The organism is Halalkalibacter sp. AB-rgal2 (genome assembly GCF_041821005.1).
Taxonomy (GTDB): Bacteria; Bacillota; Bacilli; order Bacillales; family Bacillaceae_D; genus Halalkalibacter.
In genome coordinates this window covers 1-17,874 of the sequence record NZ_JBGUAV010000024.1, presented here as the reverse complement: position 1 = coordinate 17,874, position 17,874 = coordinate 1, and the positions used below count along the sequence as shown (strand labels likewise).

At 38.0% G+C, this 17,874-nt stretch carries 20 protein-coding genes and 3 pseudogenes; 17 read left to right on the top strand and 6 right to left on the bottom strand.

Annotation, left to right across the window (positions count from 1 at the left end; all coding sequences use genetic code 11):
- The first annotated feature begins 300 nt into the window (after positions 1-300).
- Positions 301-1,077 (top strand): sulfite exporter TauE/SafE family protein, encoded by a 777-nt coding sequence (locus ACERJO_RS16325; RefSeq protein WP_373648186.1) that lies wholly within the window; start codon positions 301-303, stop codon positions 1,075-1,077.
- A gap of 153 nt (positions 1,078-1,230) precedes the next feature.
- Here the strand turns inward: ACERJO_RS16325 and ACERJO_RS16320 are convergent, their stop codons facing one another.
- The gene (locus ACERJO_RS16320; RefSeq protein WP_373648154.1) at positions 1,231-1,776 is read right to left on the bottom strand and encodes a pyridoxamine 5'-phosphate oxidase family protein; all 546 of its coding nucleotides are present in this window, start codon (positions 1,774-1,776) and stop codon (positions 1,231-1,233) included.
- Between the two features lie 109 nt (positions 1,777-1,885).
- On the opposite strand from ACERJO_RS16320, the gene pdxR reads away from it, so the two are divergent.
- Positions 1,886-3,295 carry a MocR-like pyridoxine biosynthesis transcription factor PdxR gene (gene pdxR / locus ACERJO_RS16315; protein WP_373648153.1) on the top strand — a complete coding sequence of 470 codons (1,410 nt, stop codon included), beginning with the start codon at positions 1,886-1,888 and terminating at the stop codon, positions 3,293-3,295.
- 338 nt (positions 3,296-3,633) lie between these two features.
- Here pdxR and ACERJO_RS16310 read toward each other — a convergent pair whose 3' ends face one another.
- On the bottom strand, positions 3,634-4,116 hold the full coding sequence (locus tag ACERJO_RS16310) for a hypothetical protein (RefSeq protein ID WP_373648152.1): 483 nt from the start codon (positions 4,114-4,116) through the stop codon (positions 3,634-3,636).
- 185 nt (positions 4,117-4,301) lie between these two features.
- Between ACERJO_RS16310 and ACERJO_RS16305 the strand changes: the two are divergent.
- Both ACERJO_RS16305 and ACERJO_RS16300 read left to right on the top strand, forming a co-directional pair.
- A pseudogene (locus ACERJO_RS16305) lies at positions 4,302-4,818 on the top strand (WYL domain-containing protein); the annotation flags it as partial.
- A 66-nt stretch (positions 4,819-4,884) separates the two neighbouring features.
- The gene (locus ACERJO_RS16300; RefSeq protein WP_373648151.1) at positions 4,885-5,616 is read left to right on the top strand and encodes a YqcI/YcgG family protein; all 732 of its coding nucleotides are present in this window, start codon (positions 4,885-4,887) and stop codon (positions 5,614-5,616) included.
- Between the two features lie 100 nt (positions 5,617-5,716).
- Here ACERJO_RS16300 and ACERJO_RS16295 read toward each other — a convergent pair whose 3' ends face one another.
- Both ACERJO_RS16295 and ACERJO_RS16290 read right to left on the bottom strand, forming a co-directional pair.
- Positions 5,717-5,842, bottom strand: a complete 126-nt coding sequence (locus tag ACERJO_RS16295) for a hypothetical protein (protein ID WP_260505812.1) — start codon at positions 5,840-5,842, stop codon at positions 5,717-5,719.
- Between the two features lie 65 nt (positions 5,843-5,907).
- A complete protein-coding gene (locus ACERJO_RS16290; RefSeq protein ID WP_373648150.1) occupies positions 5,908-6,045 on the bottom strand; it encodes a winged helix-turn-helix transcriptional regulator in 138 nt (45 codons plus the stop codon).
- Between ACERJO_RS16290 and ACERJO_RS16285 the strand changes: the two genes are divergently transcribed.
- Genes ACERJO_RS16285 through ACERJO_RS16275 form a run of 3 tightly spaced genes read left to right on the top strand, consistent with a single transcriptional unit; the run spans position 6,030 to position 8,231 of the window.
- Positions 6,030-6,299, top strand: a complete 270-nt coding sequence (locus ACERJO_RS16285; protein WP_373648149.1) for a hypothetical protein — start codon at positions 6,030-6,032, stop codon at positions 6,297-6,299. The genes ACERJO_RS16290 and ACERJO_RS16285 overlap by 16 nt on opposite strands.
- A 43-nt stretch (positions 6,300-6,342) precedes the next feature.
- The gene (locus ACERJO_RS16280) at positions 6,343-7,278 is read left to right on the top strand and encodes a dimethylarginine dimethylaminohydrolase family protein (RefSeq protein WP_247101463.1); all 936 of its coding nucleotides are present in this window, start codon (positions 6,343-6,345) and stop codon (positions 7,276-7,278) included.
- A gap of 41 nt (positions 7,279-7,319) precedes the next feature.
- Positions 7,320-8,231, top strand: a complete 912-nt coding sequence (locus tag ACERJO_RS16275; protein WP_373648148.1) for a cation efflux transmembrane domain-containing protein — start codon at positions 7,320-7,322, stop codon at positions 8,229-8,231.
- A gap of 12 nt (positions 8,232-8,243) precedes the next feature.
- Here the strand turns inward: ACERJO_RS16275 and ACERJO_RS16270 are convergent.
- Together ACERJO_RS16270 and ACERJO_RS16265 are read right to left on the bottom strand one after the other, a co-directional pair.
- A pseudogene (locus tag ACERJO_RS16270) lies at positions 8,244-8,402 on the bottom strand (IS4 family transposase); the annotation flags it as partial.
- A gap of 755 nt (positions 8,403-9,157) precedes the next feature.
- Positions 9,158-10,054, bottom strand: coding sequence for a LysR family transcriptional regulator (locus tag ACERJO_RS16265; RefSeq protein WP_373648147.1), 897 nt, complete (start codon positions 10,052-10,054; stop codon positions 9,158-9,160).
- Between the two features lie 148 nt (positions 10,055-10,202).
- Between ACERJO_RS16265 and ACERJO_RS16260 the strand changes: the two genes are divergently transcribed.
- From ACERJO_RS16260 to ACERJO_RS16215, 10 genes and pseudogenes are all read left to right on the top strand, one after another.
- On the top strand, positions 10,203-10,946 hold the full coding sequence (locus ACERJO_RS16260) for an SDR family oxidoreductase (protein WP_373648146.1): 744 nt from the start codon (positions 10,203-10,205) through the stop codon (positions 10,944-10,946).
- Positions 10,947-11,185: 239 nt separating this feature from the next.
- Positions 11,186-12,334 (top strand): annotated as a pseudogene (locus ACERJO_RS16255) (MFS transporter).
- A 63-nt stretch (positions 12,335-12,397) separates the two neighbouring features.
- Positions 12,398-13,009: an aldo/keto reductase gene (locus ACERJO_RS16250; protein WP_373648145.1), complete on the top strand. Its 612-nt coding sequence runs from the start codon at positions 12,398-12,400 to the stop codon at positions 13,007-13,009.
- Positions 12,958-13,245, top strand: a complete 288-nt coding sequence (locus ACERJO_RS16245) for an aldo/keto reductase (RefSeq protein ID WP_373648185.1) — start codon at positions 12,958-12,960, stop codon at positions 13,243-13,245. Before ACERJO_RS16250 ends, ACERJO_RS16245 begins: the two co-directional genes overlap by 52 nt.
- Before the next feature lie 156 nt (positions 13,246-13,401).
- Positions 13,402-13,980, top strand: a complete 579-nt coding sequence (locus ACERJO_RS16240) for a sugar O-acetyltransferase (RefSeq protein WP_373648144.1) — start codon at positions 13,402-13,404, stop codon at positions 13,978-13,980.
- A 176-nt stretch (positions 13,981-14,156) separates the two neighbouring features.
- Positions 14,157-14,432: a hypothetical protein gene (locus ACERJO_RS16235; protein WP_373648143.1), complete on the top strand. Its 276-nt coding sequence runs from the start codon at positions 14,157-14,159 to the stop codon at positions 14,430-14,432.
- Complete coding sequence (locus ACERJO_RS16230; protein ID WP_373648184.1) at positions 14,423-14,692, top strand: cyclophilin-like fold protein; 270 nt, start codon at positions 14,423-14,425, stop codon at positions 14,690-14,692. The genes ACERJO_RS16235 and ACERJO_RS16230 overlap by 10 nt, the downstream gene beginning before the upstream one ends.
- A gap of 79 nt (positions 14,693-14,771) precedes the next feature.
- Complete coding sequence (locus ACERJO_RS16225; protein WP_373648142.1) at positions 14,772-15,785, top strand: SDR family NAD(P)-dependent oxidoreductase; 1,014 nt, start codon at positions 14,772-14,774, stop codon at positions 15,783-15,785.
- 137 nt (positions 15,786-15,922) lie between these two features.
- Positions 15,923-16,180, top strand: a complete 258-nt coding sequence (locus ACERJO_RS16220) for an acyltransferase (RefSeq protein WP_373648141.1) — start codon at positions 15,923-15,925, stop codon at positions 16,178-16,180.
- Positions 16,181-16,335: 155 nt separating this feature from the next.
- Positions 16,336-16,911, top strand: a complete 576-nt coding sequence (locus tag ACERJO_RS16215; protein ID WP_373648140.1) for a cyclophilin-like fold protein — start codon at positions 16,336-16,338, stop codon at positions 16,909-16,911.
- Positions 16,912-17,874: the final 963 nt, after the last annotated feature.

The window sequence follows — 17,874 nt, the reverse complement described above, 5'->3', positions numbered from 1 at the left end:
CATGAGGCCACTGAAAAAGTTTGGTTTTAACTTTTTCAATGGCTTTGAAGTAATGTGCGTAGCCGTTGCCCGATTTTGAAAGCCTTGCAATGAGTGGGTTTCTCAATAGCAAGGCGCGCAACGAGCGGAGTCATTACTCTTCCTTGAGTTACTAGAAAGCACTTTTTCAGTGGTTTCCCTTTTCATCGAATAGGAGTCTATGTATATGTTTTTTCTTCTACGCTCTCTACATGTTCGGAATCTCAGTTACCACTTTTATTATGTCTCAGCCTCCTTTTCTTTAAAAGGAGGTAGAGTATGATTGATTTTGCTTTTATTATTACTATCTTTTTAATCGGGTTCATAGGTTCGTATATTTCCGGAATGGTAGGGGTTGGTGGATCGATTATAAAATATCCTATGTTACTGTATCTTCCACCTCTATTTGGTTTAGCTGCCTTTAGTGCTCATGAAGTTTCGGGGATTAGTGCAATTCAAGTGTTCTTTGCAACCATTGGTGGAGTGTGGGCTTATCGTAAAGGTGGATACTTAAATAAGACGTTAATCATTTATATGGGATCAGCGATTCTAATTGGTAGTTTTGTGGGTGGCTATGGATCAAAACTGATCTCAGAAGACGGGATTAATCTAATTTACGGTATTTTAGCTTTAATTGCTGCAATCATGATGTTTATCCCTAAAAAGGGGATTGATCATGTTCCAATGGATCAGGTGACATGTAACAAATGGTTAGCTGCAAGCTTTGCATTAATTGTCGGAATTGGAGCAGGAATTGTTGGTGCAGCTGGGGCATTTTTGCTAGTGCCAATCATGCTTGTTGTATTAAAGATTCCAACGCGCATGACCATTGCTTCTTCATTAGCTATTACCTTTATTTCATCCATAGGAGCAACGGTCGGGAAGATGACAACTGGGCAAATTGATTATTTTCCTGCTTTTATTATGATTGTGGCGAGTTTAACAGCCTCTCCACTAGGTGCAATGACAGGAAAGAAGATGAATACAAAGATTTTGCAAGTGATATTAGCTGTATTGATTGCTGTATCAGCATTGAAAATTTGGATAGACCTCTTATAAAAGAAGCGACATTGGGATGGTTATCGAATTAGCTAGTCACAGGAACATGTTGTAGAAATATCAGAACCGATTAAAGGTAGAAAAGTGAGCTAATGTCTCCTTCAGCATCAGCTCTCCCTCCCCACCGGAAATGACTCACAAGACAAAAGAAAGTTAAATATCCATATCCACTTTCCTCCCTGAGTAAAAAGCCAATTGCGGGTTCAACGGATTTTCTTTTGCTGTATGTACGCTGGGAACTAGTCTATAAACAAGTGTATGACTGCCTAGTGAGGAGCGGTATTTCTCAATATGAGCTTGTGATAGGCTGTTATGATAGTATCCTGGTACATACTTATCGAGTATCGCTTGCATGGCTGCTGTTGCTTCATTCAAATCCGTTACTACTTCGAGTACGCCAAACAGCATCACACTAAAATAAGCAGTATCAGTCTTGGCTGGTATAGGACTTACCATCGTTCCATAATCTTCAGATACTGTGAAACAACAGTTGGGGTTGGAATGAATCAAATCTATTTTCCTCCCATGTGCAGCTCCATGAAAATATACGGCCTCCTTCATCATGACAAAATTCAAAGGTACAACATAAGGAACCTCTCCATCCGTTAATCCAAGGTATCCTGTCCGTGTCTCGCTTAAAAACTGTTCAATACGCTTATCATCCTTACATTCTAATTTTTCTTGGCGGATTTTATTCATTTTCCATCCCCACTCTCTTTTTAAATGATAAAATGATTTTAAGCAATATCTGTACATAAGAAAAGTGCCAGAATTGAAAAGTTTGATAGGGACAGATGGAGGATTGAATGTGGAATTGACCCCATTTTTACAAAAGGATTTAAAAGATCCATTATACAGTCAGTTGTATAATTGGATTAAGAAGGAAATTGAAGAAAGCAGACTTTTACCAGGAATGAAGATGCCATCCATTCGCCAGCTAACGCTTCATTTAAAGGTTAGTCGAAACACGGTTGAGGCTGCCTATCAGCAGTTACAATCAGAGGGATATCTCGAAAGTGTCCCTAGAAGTGGAATATGGGTAGCAGAGATCGAGAAACCTTTTTTGCATCCGATTGCGAAGGAGCATCCTATTAATTTGGAATGTAAGCCGCCAAGCAAGGCTCTAGTTGATTTTGAATATGGAAATGTTGATATTGAGAAATTTCCTTTAAAACAATGGAAGAAATGTCTGACAGATGCAATTGATCAAGAGAGCAACTGGTTATTTCAGTATAGTGATAAAATGGGAGAACTGGCACTACGACAGGAGGTTTCAAATTATTTATTGCAATCGAGAGGTGTGCGATCTACACCAGAGCAAATTTTGATTACGGCTGGAACACAGGCCTCCATGACGCTGATCTGCCAACTTTTAGCACTTCGAGAAGAGACGTTGGCAATGGAGGAACCAGGTTACACGGGTGTACGATCGGTTTTTGAAGATCAAGGATGCTATATTGAACCGATACTTCTTGAAAAGGACGGATTGTCAATGGACTATCTTCAAAGGAGCAAGGCAACAGCTGTATACGTAACGCCTTCTCACCAATTCCCACTTGGCATGGTCCTGTCCATTTCAAAAAGAATGCAAATGTTAAAATGGGCGTATCAAACGGGAGGATACATTATCGAGGATGATTATGACGGGGAGTTTCGATACGAGGGTCAGCCGATTCCTTCGCTCAAATCTCTGGATAAAGGGGAAAGAGTCATTTATTTAGGTACATTTTCTAAATCCTTTCTTCCGTCCGTTCGGTTAAGTTATATTGTACTTCCTCCGTCTTTAATGGTTCAGTATTCACGAAAGTTCGCTGTTTATAACCAAACTGTCTCTCCTATTATTCAGCGGGCAATAGCCTTGTTCATGCAATCTGGAGAATTCGAAAGGCATATTAGAAGAATGCGCAAGTTGTACCAAAGAAAGCACCAGGCTTTGCTAAGGAGCATTGAACACTATATGGGCACTCAAGCAAAAATCGTAGGAGAAAAATCTGGCCTACATATTTTATTGAAACTAAAAGGGATAACAGCCTTAGAGCTGATTGAAAGGGGTCTCAAGAAGGGTGTCAACGTTTATTCCCCGGCACAGTATTGGATTCATCCACCCCCTGAGGCTCATTCCTATATCATGTTGGGATTTGGTGGTTTATCAATTGATGAAATTGAAAATGGAGTCAGGTTGCTAGCTAGCTGCCTTCCGGGAATGGAAGAACGGTAAGATTCATTTTTTTTGAATAGTGGGCCTAAATTAGTATTATAAAACCTCATTTAGATACTCTACGGCGAAACGGTACCATAAATAAAGCATAAGCAAGGAGTATCATTTGATTATGAGGACAATACTTGAGGGGAGTGCACAGATTTTCACAGCCATGGCCAACTTCGCAATAACAAGGCCTAGCAAGGTGAAGGCGAAACCAATGTAGAATGTGTGGAATGCTTCGTACAAGGTGCTATTATAAAGTCAATGTCGACAAGTCTTAGAATCGCAGATATCCATGTTTCCGGTCATTTCGCTTTTCTTCTCAAATGAAGGGACATCAAGTCAGTTCTCGGTCATTTATAAGTTTCGCTTTTGGGCTGTTTGAACACTTCATCCTGCCACATTTGATACAGATAGATGATAAGCGCAAAACCGATCATCATAGCAACAACAGCTATTGTAGATATAGTCGATTCACTCGAAACAAGACCCACCCGTTGCCATACCGGGTAAACGATGTACATATATAACCCGTCCAAAAGTATATTGACAGTCAGATACATCCAAAAATTATTAAAAGTAAAGTGGAATACCCAGATAACTATAACTAAATATGCTCCATACACCCAAGGAATCGGCGCGACCTTATCCCACCCGAAAAGACTGGAATCTGCCTCGTTCCACCATCCGTAATGATAAGCCGCTTGATATGATAAGGTATGTATAATGGTCATAAATAGAGCGACCGGCATGTACCTGCGCACAGTATCCATTTTCAAAAAAAACAAGGACGCCCAAGGCAATATCAAGAGTGACCAGAGAATAATCTGTTTCATGTCATTACTACCCCCATTAGTTTTGTGTATAGTGTTACTTTCGGTTCATATATTTATTCGATTTAAACAAAAAAAGTAACAGAATTGCTTAAGCAACCCGATTGGGCATTTTTACGATTGGCTACTAAGCTTGATGCTCTACTGGTATATACTTTATGGTCAAATAGAAATTTGTGTATATACACCTCCAGCATTCTATGTTAGAAAGGCTTATCCAAATTCTCCTTTTGGATAGCTATTTATTGATTACCATCAAAGAAGAGCAGGTCATAAAGGCTTATCCCATTTTCTTGCACCTTTATAATGAAAAATGCCTTTGGATGATAGAAGGCTTTGGCTTATAGGATGAAAAGAGGAGGATGCTTCCTGTTGATAGCTTACATCATGTCAAATCATACCCTAACAAAAAAGATTTTAGAAAAACTAAGTAAGCAGGAAGAAGTCATCAATCTTGTCCTAGAGCTTGGTCCGAAGGCGATTGTCCAGTTTAAAAAATACCATCCTTTGAAAGCTTCCATTTCCTATACGAGCCCTTGCCAAACCACAGCCATTCTAAAGACTTTTATCAATGTTAATCATTCAGAAGAATTAACCGAAATAACGAATTGGCTGCTTTTTCTAGGTGGGGATATTAAGGTCAGGGAAGTGCCAGAAGAAGTCATTAAAGGGTTACAAGAGAGAATATGTTTATACTGCCCATAAGTAGAGTTTTTGGTTAGGCATTTTCGGGTAACTATAGAGAAAGACTAAGTAAAAAGGAGGAATGGTATGCAGGAAATGAATAAAATACTGTTAACAAAGGATGATATGATAAATCCAGCGGTCGTTCCTGAATGGGTCATACATGAGTACAATACCTTCCATCAGATTGTAACGAATGATACATTTCCCTGTTATTTTGGAATGAAAGCAGAGATGAAAGGGGAGCTCCGTTATGCCTATATCACTAAAGAGGATTGGTCTAACCTACCCAATGCGGTAGAGGAATTTTTAATGCTTTTTGTAGAACCCCCATACGTCCGTCATGGCCTTTTTGTTTTTGTAGAACCTGAAGAAGAGAAGGATGACCTCGAACATTACCGTAAAAGGTTTTGGGAGATTTTGCAATACTTGCATGAAAACGATAAACAGAAATGGCCAGACAACAAACCTAAAGATCCCGAACATTACTTATGGGACTTCCATTTTGGCGGGGAACCGATCTTTGTGTTTGGAAATGCTCCTGCATACAAACAACGAAAAACGCGTGACCTTGGAAACAGCCTTATTCTTGGTTTTCAACCAAGAAAGATTTTTGAAGGACTTGAAGGAACACAAAAGGGTGGGATTATGTCTCGTGAAAAAGTGAGAAAACGAGTAGAAAAATGGGATAAGCTCCCTAAACATCCTGATATTTCTCACTTTGGAGACCCTGATCACAATGAATGGAAGCAATTCTTCATTGGAGATGATGCAGAACCGATACAGGGAGAATGTCCTTTTCATTATAAAGGTCAGTAATAGGAAAGCCTCGCACTTTGCAGAAGTGTGAGGCTTCTTCATATTCTGTGACTGAGAACTATTGAGTAAATGAGGTTTTTGATTGAAAGTTAACTTATGTTTAAGAATGAAATAATTTCTTCTGGAGAGTATGGATAGCACGTTCAATCTCTTCTAAATCATCGTTAGAAGCGTTTAGTATGCGTTTTAGAAAACGGTCTTCCATTGTGGCAAATGCCTGTTTCATTATAACTTCTCCCTCTTGAGTTAAATGAATATATTGTTTTCGTCGGTCTTTGCTAAAAGCTATGCTTAATGATGTTCACAATCAATGAGTTGATCTTTGTTTATTCCTTTCATACCCGCATATTGGTTCCCCCATTCACACATAGCATTCAATACCGGTACAAATGATCTCCCTAGGTCAGTTAAATATGCTGTTTTTTCCACCTACAGCTCTATATGAGGAATTAAGACTCAAACTGGAGGAGTACGAGTTACTGTTAAAAGATTCGCTGGCTTCGGTCATAAAATCAGGGATAGAAGACGAAGTTATTCGTACGGAGCCTGTTGAAGATCTGGTAACTGCTTTTCTTTGTGCAGCAGATGGTGTGATGATGCAAATCCATTATGTGTCAGATGAATCCTTCAAGCAGACTGCTGAGACGATGTGGCGAATGTTTTGGTTTGGAATTAGCGTGTAGTAATGGTTATGAATCTAGCATAAGTGGAAGAGGAGTGAAAGAAATGGAATCTCGCATTAGGATTCGGAATGAGTATGGAAAATTGGAAGAGGTGATCTTGGGAACCGCTGAAGAACTCTATATTCCTGATATGCATAATATTGAAACTGAATCAGCGAGTCCATGGTGGAAGCAGATGCTTACCCAATATCTTTACCCATTGCTAAAGGGGAAGAGAGCGCCGAAATGGTTAACAAGGAAGTTCCAGCAGGAATTGGCTGAATTAAAGCAGGTGTTATTACGTCATGGTGTTCATGTACATCATCCTGAAGCGATCAAGCCTCAGTCAAAGGAACCGCCAGGTCTAGGTCAGATGTTTGCTCGCGATCCTATTTTATGCGTAGATGATCGGCTGATTGCTGGACAACTTCAGATCGAGATGAGGCATAAAGAACTGCGAGGAATGGAAAAGCTGATTGAGATGTTCGATCTGGAGCAAGCTCGCATTGAGCGAATTGCTGCGGAAAGCGGACTTTATCTAGAAGGTGGCGATGTAATCGTGGATTTGCCATATGTATATGTAGGAATAGGCAAGTATGCAAGTAATCAAGAAGGGAGTAGATGGCTACAGGCCATACTTGGTGATCAGGCAGAAGTCATTCCGGTTCAGCTTACAAATGATGGTATTCTGCATCTTGATTGTTGTATGACTATCATTGGTGATAAACGAGGTATTATTCACCGTGAGTCCTTACAGCAACCGCTACCAGCACCGCTTCATACCTATGAATTTATTGAAGTGGATGATATCACCCGTACTCAGATGGGGACGAACGTTCTTGTACTTGATCCGCAGACGATTATCATACAAAAGCGACATCAGGAGTTACAGAAGCGTTTGGAAGAATGGGGATATACAGTTGAACCTGTCGACTTTACTTGGCATGCTCGATTGGATGGGGCTTTTCGATGTGCGACTTGTCCGATTCAGAGGCAATGAAGCTGTGGGGATTGAGATGTCAGTTGGAACGGGAGGGTATGATGCAGCAAAAGCGAGTAGAACAACAGACATTAATCGTCAGTATATTAATTAATATATCACTCGGTGCATCTGCTTTTGGAGTATACGCTCAGACGGGAATACCTGCGGTCTTTTTAGACGCATACTTTTCATTGATCGTAGCCATCTCCAGCATAGTTGCGATCTTGATTTCTCGATATAGCGTAAGATCCAGTGAGGTTTATCCATACGGACGATTTGTATTAGAGCCGCTGTATGCGGTATTCAAATCTCTGGTTACGATTAGTTTATTGCTAATTGCACTGAGCCAAAGTGCAGCTATCCTGTACACATACTGGCGAACAGGTGATGTAGATAAATTAAATGTTACCCCGGTTATTCCTTATATTATGCTAATGATTGTCTTGAGCTTTGGCTTATCAATATTTGCGCGTTATCAGAACCGAAAGATTGGGGAAGCAAGCACGATACTCGCGGCTGACTCACGTACTGCCTTTGTCGATGGTTTAATGGCTACGGGTGTGGCCACAGGTGTCGGATTGTTTCTGCTCGTTGATGAACGAGGGCCACTTTCGTTCGTGCTTTATATCGGTGATGCAATTATTAGTCTGATTTTGGTTATGTTTGCTTGGCTAACACCGGTTTCATTACTCAAAAATAGCTTTATTGAGCTTACTTCAGGGATCACACCTCGTGTGCAGTGGCGGGAACAAATACAGCCGATTGTTGAGCAGAATCTTCCAGATATTTGTTTATTAACTACATGTCAAGTTCGCAAGGTTGGCATGTTTATCCATATATCTGTCATGCTTGAATTTACGGAACCGGTTGTCCCGATAGCAGCATTGCGAACTAGTAAACATAATATTGAGCAACTATTATCCATAAATTATCCTCATTACCAACTTGACTTTATTGTGTCTGGTGATTAACCTGATCGATCTTCAATTTTTACGAAGCCAAACACGTGTCAGCTTCAACAAAGCCGCTCTTAGGTAACGACTGATTTGTAAGGTTTTTCGCTTACTTATTGTCTCGAGTTAACTGAGAACATGCAGTCAATGAGTAATTAATGCGATAAACACTTGATTGTGGAACGCCCATACTCTCCTCACTTCAATGGTTAACGCGTGCCGATTCTTGTGCCGAGTTTAACTGATAAAATAGAATAAACTTTGAAAAGTGAGATTAGTAAAATGTTATTATAACGGTTTCTTTGAGAACCTTTCATTAACTTTGACAATTAAATTTAATCAAGTTTGAACTGGAAGGTTCAAATTTGATAGGGTAGTGAATTAACACCTAAACAATTCAAGGATAGATATTGGGAGTTTGTACAATGTTAAATTTAACATTAATTTAACGCAATCCGATAAAATATTACAGTTTGGAACGTAATGGGCGGCATGATGTAATAGCTGCTCAACTCCCTTGATATATAAGGTTTGGAGTAATTTTGCTAACAAATTGCTAACATAAAAGAGGCTTTTCAAAAGTTGATTCAACTTTTGAAAAGCTTTTTTGTGTTATATGTTCACCACATTCTCTCAGGTGCACGCTTACAGATTAACTCTTGTAATACGTAGTATACTGCGAAGCAAAAGACACCTAGTGTTAATATTAGGTCTAAATTCTTTTTGATTAAATAATTCCTTAAAATTTGTTTATGGACTATAACGTGTGCTGGACTTGGAATCGGCGTAGAATTCACAATATCTCCTTTGCCGCAGGTTCTTGTGGTAGCCACTGGTCCTAATTATCTACAAGATAGTCAAAGTTTTGGGCGACTACGACAAATCTGTTGACCCTGAATATGGAAGTTATTTATCCATCAGATGTTGAGGCTGCCGTCATCAGTTCAAAGAATTTGAAATCTTTCCTGAATTTCTTTTAAAAATAAATCAGCAGCGGCGGAAAAAACTTGATGCTTCTTCCAAACAATATTTAAGCCAGATTCAAGTCTGGGTTCTAACGGTCTAAAACAAAGGTTACTATCACTAGATGTATTGACTATTTTATCAAGAACTATTGCATATCCAATGCCTTCTTCAACCATAATGGCAGCATTATAAGCTAGATTGTATGTAGTCACGATGTTTAATTTATCAAAATCTTCACCAAACCAATCCATAAATTCATTTTTAGAAAATGTCTTTTTCATAGGCTGTCGGGAACAGATTAGCGGTACATTTAATAAATCCATAGCTTGAATGGTATCTTTGGAGGCAAGAGGACTGTCTTTCCTCATAATAACTCCCCAAACATCCTTGGCTGGAATATCGATATAATTGTATCTTGATAAATCAGCTGGTTGAATTAAAATTCCAAAGTCAAGCAATCCTTTGTCAAGCCTTTCTGTCACATCGTCTTCGTTTCCACTGTAAAGGTGATACCTGATATTTGGATAACGTAACTGTAAATCCTTTCCTACCCGTGCAATCTGTCTCATAGCCTCTGTTTCCCCACCACCTATATAGACATCACCACCTATTGTTTCTTTCATGGAACTAAATTCTGCCTCTAATTTATCGACCATATCGAGAATTTCTTCTGCTCTCTTTCGCAAGAGCATTCCTTCTTCGGTAAGCATGATACTGTGACTACTTCGAACGAATAGTTTTTTACCTAAATCTTTTTCTAGGTCTTTCAATTGTCTTGACAAGGTTGGCTGTGTAAGATGCAAAAAAACAGCGGCAGCTGTAATGCTTCCTTCTCTAGCAACAGTAAGAAAATAACGCAAAACTCTTAATTCCATAAAATACTCCTCCTTTATAATGTTTTAGTATATACGTTCAAGAAATGCTCAACAAGCATATCGTTCTATTCGATATAGGTATTAGCTATATATATATTACATAGATAAAATAAATAGTATAACATCAGTAGGAAGGATAGTGATTAGTGTGTCTACTATTAATGATAAAGTTGTTGTAATTATGGGAGCATCTAGTGGGATTGGTGAGGCTACAACCACAAAGCTTGCACAAGAAGGAGCGAAATTAGTCATTGCTGCTCGTCGGGAAAATCGCTTGAAATCTCTTGTTGAATCATTGCCAAATGCAGAAGTTTCATATGTAGTTGCAGACGTAACGAATAAAGAGGAAGTTCAATCAGTGGTAGATTTGGCAGTCAAAAAGTATGGTCGTGTAGATGTACTTTTAAATAACGCTGGAATCATGCCGCTTGCACCACTTTCAGATGCACGCATTGATGAATGGAGACAAATGTTAGATATTAATATTATGGGTGTTTTGAATGGAATTGCTGCAGTTCTACCGATTATGAAAAAACAACAATCCGGTCAAATAATTGCTACTGATTCCGTAGCTGGCCATGTTGTTTATCCAGGGTCGGCTGTATACTGCGGGACTAAGTTTGCAGTTAGATCTATTATGGAGGGATTGCGCCAAGAAGAAAGAGAAAATAATATTCGTTCAACTATCATTTCACCAGGTGCTGTGAGTACTGAACTTTATTCAACAATTAATGATCCTGAAAGTCGAGAAATGGTAAAGAATCTTAGGAATACAGATGGTTTGTCTATGGAGTCAGGCGATATTGCAGATGCAATAGTTTATGCGATTAGCACACCTGAAACAGTTGTGGTAAGCGAAATTTTGATTCGTCCAACCAAACAAATTTTTTAATGGTAAAAGTATAACGGAATAATATTTGCTCTATATGATAGCTATCATAAAAACTTCCTTAGTGAAAAATTGTCCTTTAGATTGTTGAGGGCAATTTTTTACTAATGGTAGTTCATGCATTTATGTAAAAGGAATTTTTTGTAGTCCCTTTCGTTGGATATGATTGAAAAACTAAAAAAATCAATTGATTAAATAAACAAAATGAGGATAGGAGTTGTATTTTGGTTAAGTAAAATAAGATGTTGATTTTCATATTAACCATAGGTGTTTTCGGTATCCTAAATACGGAGATGGGGGTTATTGGGTTACTGCCTTCCATTGCTGATCACTTTAACGTCGGCATATCACAAGCAGGAATGACGGTGAGTCTTTTTGCTCTTGCTCTTGCTATAACTGGACCAACGATGCCGTTATCTTCTCCGGGATCAATTGAAAGAAGGTCATGTTACTTGTATTAAGTGTTTTTGTGGTGGGGAACATTGCATCTGTATTTGTAACTAACTTTACCCTCCTATTAATCATTCGCATTGCGCTAGGTCTTTTCCATCCGGTTTATTGTTCCATGGCATTTAGTATAGCTGCTTCCTCCGTAAAATCCGAAGAAGCTCCAAAAGCTGTTTCAAAAGTATTCATAGGAGTATCTGCTGGTATGGTAGCCGGCATACCGATTGCATATGAAGTGGCGATGGCCTTCTTTTTTTATGATAACTACATTTGAATTGGTTGCTACAATGATTTTTGTACCATCTATGCCTGTTAAAAAAGGACAATCTTACGGGGAATAACTTGCTGTATTAAAAAAATCCGTTATATGGGTTTCTATAGTAGCTGTCATTTTATTAAATGCTTCCGTATTCGGGGTATATAGTTATATTTCGGAGTACCTGGGAACTGTCACCCAAATATCTTCGAATACCATCAGTTTAACGCTATTAGTTTTCGGGGGAGCTAATATTATTGGAAACATCGTTGCAGGAAGGGCACTCACAAATATTCCTATCAAGACCATTTTTATTTTTCCATTGTTATTGATTATTATTTACATCCTTTTATTCTTCACTGGAGAGTTTGTCGTACCTATGATAATAATCACTTTCTTTTGGGGACTATTAGCTGGAGGAATCATGGCAAATATTAACCAATATTTAATTTCATCTTCAGCTCTAGAAGCTCCTGATTTCGCCAATGGAATATTTATATCAGCCTGTAACGTAGGGACGACAGTGGGTGCAGTTGCGGGCGGATTCTTCATTTCACAAATGGGTGTGCAATATGTCGTATTGGTGGGAATCCTATCATTGATATTAGGTTTAATAACTATTTTACTAAGAAACTATATGTTTAACCCTGCAAAACTTTTTTCTGAATCTGCTCTAGCCCGTGATTAGTAGTCATAAAGCAAAAAAATTATTGAAATCAGCAATAAAATTATCAGGTGAGGAGTGAAAAAGTTGAAAAAAGTAAAAATTGCAGGAAGGAAAGTTTTTCCCATTGGCTTAGGAACCTGGAATATGGGAGAAAGAGCAAATCAATTTGAACAAGAAGTAGAAGCATTAAGAGTTGGTCTGGATAATGGCGTTCAAGTTATTGATACTGCTGAAATGTATGGAAATGGAAATGAAGAGAAATTAGTTGCACATGCCATTAAGCCTTATGACCGGGAAGAATTATTTCTTATTTCCAAAGTCCTTCCTTCCAATGCTTCAAAAAAGCAGTTACCGATTAGTTTAGAAAATAGCTTAAAAAGATTGAATACAGATTATTTAGATCAATACTTACTCCATTGGCAAGGGAATATTCCTATTAAAGAAACGGTTGAAGCCTTGGAGAAAGTAAAAAGTCAGGGGAAAATTAAGTCATGGGGTGTTTCTAATTTAGATGTTGCTGACTTAGATAAAATAATGAAATTACCTTATGGAATAAACTGTGGAGCAAATCAAGTGCGTTATAATTTGGGAGATCGTGGGATTGAATTTGATTTAGTACCAATGATGAACAAACTTGAAATGCCATTAATCGCCTATTCTCCAGTTGCTCGGGGGGATGTTTTGGTACCAACCTAACTAAACAAAAAGTTTTAAAGGAAATTGCTGAAAGTCACCAATCGGATATTTTTCAAATTTTATTAGCATGGTGTATTCGAAATGGTCAAACAATTGCTATACCACAATCTAGTAATACCAATCATGTGATCGATAATGTGAAAGCAGCTGAGATTCAATTAACCCAGCAAGATTTGGATCAATTAGACTTAATCTATACAAAACCTAGCATGAAACAGCCCCTTGCTTTATGGTAAGAATGCCTACATGAATGATTATATTTATAATGCATTACCCACCTAATATGACATTACTCACTAAAGGATAAGATTGTCAAAGATGTCTCTCATCAGAGTTAAGAAGATAAATAAATTAACTATACTTACTGAATCTTAACGACAAGGAGGATTTTAATGGATATCCAAGACTTTTTAGCGCACTTAAACCGTGGAGAAGCGGTGGAGGGAGATTCGGAGATGCATCAGATGATGCACAAAGTCTCACAAGAGGCATTGAAGTTAACCGCCGAGTTAAACGGATATTATCATACTCCCCAAGAAGTTCAGGAACTGTTTTCCCGGTTGATTGGTAAACCAGTAGACAACTCATTTGCCGTGTTCCCTCCTTTTTATACAGATTTTGGGAAAAACATTAATGTGGGCAAGAATGTCTTTATCAACTCAGGCTGTCGCTTTCAGGATCAGGGTGGAATTACAATTGGCGATGGTGTTCTAATTGGTCACAATGTCGTCTTGGCTACTCTTAATCACGACATTGATCCTAGAAAACGCAGCACTATGCATCCTGCGCCTATTTCGATTGGTCATGATGTCTGGATTGGTGCAAATGCCACAGTCGTTCCCGGTGTAACCATTGGTGAAGGAGCTATTATCGCTGCTGGTGCAGTTGTGACACAGGATGTCCCTCCAAATGTTATCGTAGGAGGTGTGCCTGCGAAGATATTAAAGAAAATTGAAACCAGTAAGGAATAATTCTTTGTGATTCCTAATTGTGAGGGTGCAGCTCTTTATGGTTTTTTCAATCTACATGCTTTTTACTAGTATTCATATATATATTTTCTGTGAAAAATGATTCTATCTTATCAAATAAAATTAAATCTGTTTGTAGCTTTTTAATTAAAACAGTAAAGGAGCCATTGAGAAAAAACATGAAACGCAACAGAGTTATTACCATATTTATTGCTTGCGCAATACTTATCACAGGAAGCTCATACTTTATTTATCAGCAACCAAATTCATTAGAACTTCCTCAAGAATCTGATAATAATCAAACTTCAGATGTTGAACAAAACCCAGAAGAAACTCCGATTTCTTCTGAAATTGAAAACCTGGCTATACTTCGAATCGTGGTAGGCATCAGACACTTACCGCTGTCTTATGGGAAAATCCTGCTTCAGAATTACTCCTTGCACAGCTGCCACTAACACTAGAATTTGAAGACTATGGAGGTCGTGAGCTTATCGCAGAACCACCACAATCGATTACAATGGAAGGTATGCCTGAACGAGATTCACCAAAAGCTGGAGATTTGAGTTACTATGCACCGAGCAATGCACTCTCACTGACATATTCTGATCTTGGAGAATGGGTGGGTGCTGTTCGATTAGGACGGATTGAGGGTAACTTATCTATTTTGAGAGGTAATACTGAACCAGTAATGGTGACAATAGAACGAGTAGAATAGATTTTTTAAAATAAAAATTCTAGCAAAATAAGGGGACTGGAACTAGAATAAAGTATATTAGTAAATATATGGAGGAAAAATGATAAGATATAAACGATTAATAGCAGGATTGGTTATCGTGATTGTAGTAGGATTAATTATTAATATACTTATTCAATCAAATCAGGCTAATCAAAATCCTAGCGAAACTGTAAATAATGAAACTCCTGATAACGGAGAAAGTGAAAATAACAACAGCCAAAACGAAGGGAGATTCGGTTTGGGAGCATACAATACAGAAGAAGTGGTTGAAGAACTTCTATATATAGAAGAAAATACCGAACCAGTTGATGAAGCCTATCGAAAGAAAATTTTTGTTACTGGATCAACAGGTGGGTTAGGACAACTTGCTGCTAAGTATCTTATAGAGAGAGGTCATGAGGTTGTCGTACACGCTAGAAATGAAAGTCGTGCAGAAGATGTTCGAAGAGACTTACCAGAAGCACTTGGTGTAGTTATTGGGGATTTATCTGACCTAGAACAAACAAGACAGTTGGCGGATCAAATTAATGCATTCGGTACGTTCGATGTCATTATTCATAATGCAGGTGTATACGGTGCTCCATCAGAAGAGATGTTAAATGTTAATTCTCTATCCCCGTATATTCTGACTAGTTTAGTAAATAAACCACAGCATCTGATTTACATTTCATCAGATCAACATTTAGGAGGAAACCTTAAAGTTGAAGAAATCGTAAGTGGTACCCCTAATATTAACTACAATGATACTAAACTTCAAATTCTTACTTTAGCAATGACAGTATCTCGTTACTGGCCAGACATTCAAGTGAATGCAATTCAACCAGGATGGGTTCCGACTCTAATGGGATTCCATAATGGTAATACTACTACACCTGATGACTTACGTGCTGGATACATGACTTATGTTTGGCTTGCTGAAGGTATCGAAGAAGGCACGGATATTACAGGAAAATACTTCTTTCAAAATGAGGAAGATCCAAAAGTTAATCCAGTTATCTATGATGAAACTGCTCAGGACCAGTTAATTGAAGCATATGAAACTAAGATAGGAACTTCTTTCCCAAGAGATTAAATAGTTAGTGTAGTCTCATTTGGGTGCGTTCCTCTCATTTGCCGAAGGCAAACGTCTCATCCACGGGAGTGCCTATTAAATCAGAAAATAATTTACGAATTATACAGACTTTGGTAAAAGTATCAAAGTGGGATAGAATGTTTTTATCCATTCAGGATGCCGTTTGCAAGATCAGGGAGGCCATTACAATTGGCGATGGGGCACTTATCGGACAGAATGTTGTTTTGGCTACCCTAAATCATGACATAAATCCCATCAAACGCAGTACGATGCATCCTGCGCCCATAGTGATAGGTAATAATGTATGGATTGGAGCAAAGACAACAGTTGTACCTGGTGTGATCATTGGTGACTGTAGCAGCTGGTGCTACAGTCACCAATGTTGTACCACCTAACGTTATTGTTGGCGGTGTACTAGCAAACATTCTTAAAAAAATCGAAAACAGTATGGAGTAATCCTACTGTTTTCATGTTATCAGCAGATTAAGAGATGATATATATTAAATTAAAAGCCCTTAAATAATTTAATAAAAGAAAGGAATGCCGGTAAATGAAAAAAATGTTATTAATACTATATATGTTTATAATCAGCTTTGGCCTGACTGCCTGTTTTACTAGTGAAACAAATGAAAGCGAAGAGATAAATGCAGAGGAAATTCCAAGAAGTGAATCTAACCAAGAAAGTGAAGAGACGAATGTAGCAAGAGATCATAGCAGTGAGGTTAACCAAGAAAGGGGTGAGGCTGAGGCTGAGGCTGAAAACACCCTAAGCATAAACATAACAATAGGTGATCAGGTATTTTCTGCAAAGCTTTACAATAACCAAACCACTCAGGCATTCATTCAAAAACTACCTTTAGACATAAACATGAGCGATGTTAATAGTAATGAAAAATTCTATCGTTTTCCAGATGCACTCCCAACAAATTCCGAGAGACCCGGGGAGATTAATGCAGGAGATATCATGTTGTATGGGGATAATGGTCTGGTATTGTTTTATGAAACCTTCTCAAGTTCTTATAGCTACACTCGTCTCGGGTATATTGAAGAGGCAGTAGGCTTTGCTCAAGCTGCCGGAGACGGTGATATAAATATCGCTTTTGATTTGGCTGAAAATATTGAGTAAATAAGAATGTAAGACTCTATATTATTGGCGAACCAATAGATGAATTATACGAATGGAGTATTAGCTTCGGTTTAAAATATCGGATATGTAGTGATGCTGAGCATAATCTACCCTAAAAGCATGCTTTTTAGGGTTTATTTTATTTTTTATCTGAAAATTAAGAAAGAACAATCAAAAGTTTAATCGATTTACTTGACTTAGAGTTAACTATAAAAGGTAAATTTAATTACAAGATTTGAAAAAAATAAGAGCTGAGTTGAAAAAGAAGCGGAAACAAATGATCCAGGTGGGTATGCAATTAGGACTAGAAACCTTAAAACTATCCCAGGAAATTGAGACATTGCATTCGGGGAATGATACATGGGCTCCATCAGGGATTGCATTTTATGAAAGTTATTTATTGGTAACAGGATGAAGTGGGCAAAGCTTATACGTTTACAATGAATCAGCGGGTTCATTAGATCCTATATTTAGTTCGAACGAAAGGCTTAGGAATGTATTTCCTTATGAAGGGAATTTGTATCTAATTACAACGAACACATCACCAAGAGCTGGTAACCCAGGAGATAATGACCGCTTATTAAAGATTACTCCTCACCAATAATGGTTAGAATTCTGAAAGCAACATAGAAACGGTTAAAGTTAGAAGGTTGACTTTACGGTTATAGATGTGGAGACCAAAGCCCCGTAGAGTCTACTAGGGCTTTACTCCAGTTTAAAAATGAGCCTTAATGATAGGCAGATGCTCTTTTTGTAGCCACAATTATAATAACTCATCACAGGTCTTATATGGCTTATGGGTATTCCCTAATTATCATTTACTCTTACTTCTTGAATGTAACTCATTATCAATTTTTTCATATATTGTTTAAAAGTGGGTAATAAAAGAGGTGACATTTAAAAATGTTTACTTATGAAGAAAAAAAGTACTTATTATCTCTTTTGAAAAAACAAAAGAGAAAA

Excerpts from the sequence above, each read along its gene's own strand:
- ACERJO_RS16235 (WP_373648143.1), top strand. The coding sequence starts at position 14,157 with ATGAAACGCAACAGAGTTATTACCATATTTATTGCTTGCGCAATACTT.
- ACERJO_RS16295 (WP_260505812.1), bottom strand. The coding sequence starts at position 5,842 with ATGAAACAGGCATTTGCCACAATGGAAGACCGTTTTCTAAAACGCATA.
- ACERJO_RS16240 (WP_373648144.1), top strand. The coding sequence starts at position 13,402 with ATGGATATCCAAGACTTTTTAGCGCACTTAAACCGTGGAGAAGCGGTG.
- ACERJO_RS16265 (WP_373648147.1), bottom strand. The coding sequence starts at position 10,054 with ATGGAATTAAGAGTTTTGCGTTATTTTCTTACTGTTGCTAGAGAAGGA.
- ACERJO_RS16310 (WP_373648152.1), bottom strand. The coding sequence starts at position 4,116 with ATGAAACAGATTATTCTCTGGTCACTCTTGATATTGCCTTGGGCGTCC.
- ACERJO_RS16220 (WP_373648141.1), top strand. The coding sequence starts at position 15,923 with ATGTTTTTATCCATTCAGGATGCCGTTTGCAAGATCAGGGAGGCCATT.
- ACERJO_RS16300 (WP_373648151.1), top strand. The coding sequence starts at position 4,885 with ATGCAGGAAATGAATAAAATACTGTTAACAAAGGATGATATGATAAAT.
- ACERJO_RS16225 (WP_373648142.1), top strand. The coding sequence starts at position 14,772 with ATGATAAGATATAAACGATTAATAGCAGGATTGGTTATCGTGATTGTA.
- ACERJO_RS16320 (WP_373648154.1), bottom strand. The coding sequence starts at position 1,776 with ATGAATAAAATCCGCCAAGAAAAATTAGAATGTAAGGATGATAAGCGT.
- ACERJO_RS16280 (WP_247101463.1), top strand. The coding sequence starts at position 6,343 with ATGGAATCTCGCATTAGGATTCGGAATGAGTATGGAAAATTGGAAGAG.
- ACERJO_RS16285 (WP_373648149.1), top strand. The coding sequence starts at position 6,030 with ATGCTGTTTTTTCCACCTACAGCTCTATATGAGGAATTAAGACTCAAA.
- ACERJO_RS16215 (WP_373648140.1), top strand. The coding sequence starts at position 16,336 with ATGAAAAAAATGTTATTAATACTATATATGTTTATAATCAGCTTTGGC.
- ACERJO_RS16275 (WP_373648148.1), top strand. The coding sequence starts at position 7,320 with ATGCAGCAAAAGCGAGTAGAACAACAGACATTAATCGTCAGTATATTA.